Annotated in this window: 3 protein-coding genes; all 3 read left to right on the forward strand. The window is 41.3% G+C overall.

Translation table 11 applies throughout. The features are described from left to right. Positions 1-233: 233 nt before the first annotated feature. The gene (locus BMZ78_RS18315; RefSeq protein WP_341849652.1) at positions 234-518 is read left to right on the forward strand and encodes a (2Fe-2S) ferredoxin domain-containing protein; all 285 of its coding nucleotides are present in this window, start codon (positions 234-236) and stop codon (positions 516-518) included. A gap of 474 nt (positions 519-992) precedes the next feature. Next, positions 993-1,163 carry a nitrilase-related carbon-nitrogen hydrolase gene (locus BMZ78_RS19705; protein ID WP_175482572.1) on the forward strand — a complete coding sequence of 57 codons (171 nt, stop codon included), beginning with the start codon at positions 993-995 and terminating at the stop codon, positions 1,161-1,163. Between the two features lie 38 nt (positions 1,164-1,201). After that, a partial coding sequence (locus BMZ78_RS18325) for a transporter substrate-binding protein (RefSeq protein ID WP_175482573.1) occupies positions 1,202-1,853 on the forward strand: 652 nt, incomplete at its 3' end.

Here is a 1,853-nt window from a genome sequence, read left to right on the forward strand (position 1 = left end):
AACAGGAATGTTGGACAAGCGCGACATTGATACCCGGGCCAACGAATTTCTCACTGGGCAACGAGATGAGGTTTTTTAATAAAAAAGCATGTAACAAAAGGGACAACGCAATGTTGTCCCTTTTTTAAACGAGTTTGGAAGTTCAGGTGACTACATGAGATTTGTCCGAGACTCAACATCATATTTTGATTTGCAATGGAGGAAGTTGTATCAAGAAGGGAGGGAATGAAGTCGTGGAGGCGATCCGGGCCGAAATTACGGCATGTAACTTGGATCGCCAGATCCACACCACCAGAACCCGATGCAATGGACGCTGCCAAGATGCTTGCCTTGTCATTGTGTATCCGGAAGGGACGTGGTTTAGGGGCATTACTCCCTCGCTTGGAAGGAAAATAGTTCGAGATTATTTGCTCCGCCATTACCCAATGGATAAAAACATTAGCTATACTTATCAAAACCAACGATTTGTACGTTCTTCTAGTGTACCGAGAGGGATCACCAAGGGGACAGCGCAATAATGGAACAAATAGACCAACGAACCAAAGAATTTGAAACCGGTCAAAAAAAAAGTTGTTAAGACTTTCCCTCGAACTCCGATAAAATGTAGAAAACAATAGTAAAGTTCGGGAACCACCCTGGAAAAGGGTGTTTTTTTTTGGGTTTTACTTTATCGATTATTTAATAAAAATTGCAGGCATGTTGATTTGCGCAAAAATGGAAATAAAAATCATAATCTTGCACTTTGATGTCGAAGGAAGTTATAAATGTTCGTTAGCCAATGAATAGGATTTGCACTAGGCAAAGCTTGCGCAAAAATTGGATTTAAGTAGTAGAAAAGTTAAAAGGACGAGTAAAAGATAAATCCATACAGTAACACTGTGCTGTCTAAAAATTATGTCAGATAATCTTACATAAATGTTGCGAGAAAAGGAATATATTCACTATAATAAAGCCAACCGGATATTCATGTAAATAAAACTAACATAAAGAATGTGTCTTCTGCCTTATGTGAGGTTGCCCAGAGGAATCATATTTTTGTTGTTATTGGTATTTCTGAACGTGATGGAAACACATGCTATAACACTATCTTATTTATTGATAACAAAGGAAAAATTTTTGGCAAGCACAGAAAGTTCATGCCAACCCATTATGATTTGAAATAATACATATACATGTCTGATAGAATGTTCGGGGTGATTCAATGAAGAATAATAACGAGTACTGTATAGGCATCCTTTTTTCACTGAGTGGAACGACGGCGCTGATCGAAAAGGGACAATATCAGACAGCATTGATGACCATCGAGTTAATCAACCAGTCCAAAGAACTTGGAGTAAAGTTGATCCCTGTTGTTGAAGATATCCAATCAGATACCCTCACTGCAGCTAAAATGGCGGAAAAGCTGGCCAAACAGGGAGTTTGGGCTTTAGTCGGTCCATATACCTCGGCCTGCCGCAAAGCGATTCTGCCGATTTTGGAAAGGTATGATCTCCCCCTCCTTTATCCCACACAGGTTGAAGGGCTTGAGTCCCATCCGAATGTATTCTATTGCGGACCGACTGTATACCAACAGGTCCTTTACCATGTTCCATGGTTGTTGGAACACCTGGGAACCCGTGTTTTCCTGATCGGTTCCGACTATATCTATCCGCGAGAGACCCACCGGCAACTCAAACCTTTGATCAAGCGATATGGCGGAGAAGTCGTAGGTGAACAATTCCTTCCTCTTGGAAGTTCCGAAATGACCAAAGCGCTCAAGATGATTGAGAAGGCTAAGCCTGACTTCATTTTCTCCACGATCGTCGGCTCAAGCATCGTTCCGTTTTATCGCCAGTATCGGGAATTTGGCTTTG

It is taken from the genome of Thermoflavimicrobium dichotomicum (assembly GCF_900114055.1).
GTDB classification, from domain to species: domain Bacteria; phylum Bacillota; class Bacilli; order Thermoactinomycetales; family Thermoactinomycetaceae; genus Thermoflavimicrobium; species Thermoflavimicrobium dichotomicum.